Raw genomic sequence first — 1,928 nt, 5'->3', positions numbered from 1 at the left:
GTTATTCGCGATAAGCGGGTGGTTTTCAAGAGCAAGCTGTTCGGCTGGGTTAATTCCGCGAGCAAGTTCAACAATTACGCGCTGGAGTGGGAAGACGCAAAGGCGCTCAAACCCGCCTATGCCAGCGCCATGTCCCAGTATCTCGCCGCCAGGGACGCGGATATAGCTACCCTGAAGTCTACGAAGGATGGCAAAAAGCTCATGGAGGAAGCCAGAGCCTACGCGATTCACGAAGCGCAGAAGGCGACATACCGTGACTTTAGCGCGACGGCTGTGGCGCTAAACAGACTGAAGAAGCTGCCGGCCACCGGTGCGCTAATGGAAGGATTGCTGCCGTTTACAAAGACACCGTTCAACATTCTTAAGCGCGGCGTGGAGTACAGCCCAGTGGGGCTGCTCGAGACTATAACCATCGGCGCTGCGCAACTCAAGAGCGGACGAATTACCGGAGCAGAGTTCATTGATAAGTTGGCCGCCGGCATGACCGGAACCATGATAACCGCGCTGGGTATGCTGCTGTCCCGTCTCGGTCTGCTGCATGGCGGGGATGATGACGACGACAAGCAGGCTGCCATGGATGAGCTACAGGGATACCAGACCTACTCCATCCAAATAGGCGACGTGAACTACACCATCGACTGGATGGCGCCAGTTGCCCTGCCGTTGTTTGTGGGCGCGGAGCTGCACGATATGCTTTCCAGCGACGAAGCGCTGACTACCGCAGAGTTTGCCGACGCGCTGACCCTTGTGGCGGAGCCAATGTTCAGCCTATCCATGCTGGACGGCCTGAACCGTACACTCACTTCTGCAGGCTACGACGAGAACCCACTCAGCGCCGTTATTGTTAACATGCTCACCAGCTATCTGGGCCAGGGCTTCCCGACCATAGGGGGGCAGATCGCCAGGACAATGGACGCAGAGCGTCGGGTCAGCTATATCGACAAAAACAGCAAAAGGCCCGCAACGCTGGACCGATTCATACAGAGCAGCGTAATGGCAAAAATACCCGTGCTCAATTCGCAGCGTGCGGAGTATGTGGATCGATGGGGGCGCACCGACTCGACGCAGAGCGTCATTCTGCGCGCGTTCGAGAACTTCCTGTCTCCCGGCTACTTCAACATGGTAAAGGCCACGGCAGTGGACTGTGAACTTCAGCGCCTTGCTGACGCCATTGGCGATACATCCGTGCTTCCGGCATCTGCGGCGAAATACTTCACAGTGGATAAGGTTCGCAAGGATCTAACCGCCGACGAGTACGTGGAATACAGTAAGACGAGAGGACAGACAGCTTACGCCCTTATGTCAGAACTCGTTAACGGCGCGGCTTACCAGAGCATGACTGAGGAAGCCAAGGCGATGGCCGTAACGAACGTATATGAATACGCCACGCAGAGCGCTAAGCACGACCTGGCCCCTGAGTACAGAGCCGACGCCTGGGTCAGCGCCGTGCGGGGCACAACGGGTGCGAGTGCGGTAGACGCTATTGTGCTGAGAACACTGGCCAAGGTAAACCCAGAGGAAAACACGATCCAGTCGGTAGTGGGGATGACGTGGCTCACCGACGAGGCGCGGGGGGCGCTGCTCAACTCCGGCTATTACGCTGACAAAAGCTTTGCGGACCCGCGACGAAGTGGTTACCAATATTCCCTTAACGCCGACCAACAGGCCCGAGAGGTAGAGATTTACAACGAGCTTTTCACCAAGACGTATGATAGGCTGACCGGCACAAACCGCTGGGAACGCGCCGATGCCGATGAGCGCGCTGAGCTTATAGCAAGCCTCCAGAGCGAGGCACGGACAGACACGCGAGAGCAATTGGCAAGAGAACTTAAAAGCGGCGGCGTGAAGTCCACAAAGAAGGATTAACAGAAAATGAGCCCGGGAGAGGTGTGTAGCACTTCCCCCGGGCTTGTCTTGTTATTCGGTTG

Annotated in this window: 1 protein-coding gene; it reads left to right on the top strand. The window is 56.8% G+C overall.

Translation table 11 applies throughout. From position 1 onward, the window contains the following. A partial coding sequence (locus tag RRY12_12840; protein MEG2185560.1) for a hypothetical protein occupies positions 1 to 1,866 on the top strand: 1,866 nt, incomplete at its 5' end. Positions 1,867 to 1,928 lie beyond the last annotated feature (62 nt).

This window comes from Cloacibacillus sp., from assembly GCA_036655895.1.
Lineage (GTDB): Bacteria > Synergistota > Synergistia > Synergistales > Synergistaceae > JAVVPF01.
The sequence above is the reverse complement of the archived record's forward strand: the minus strand, read 5'-3'. Positions and strand labels throughout refer to the sequence as shown.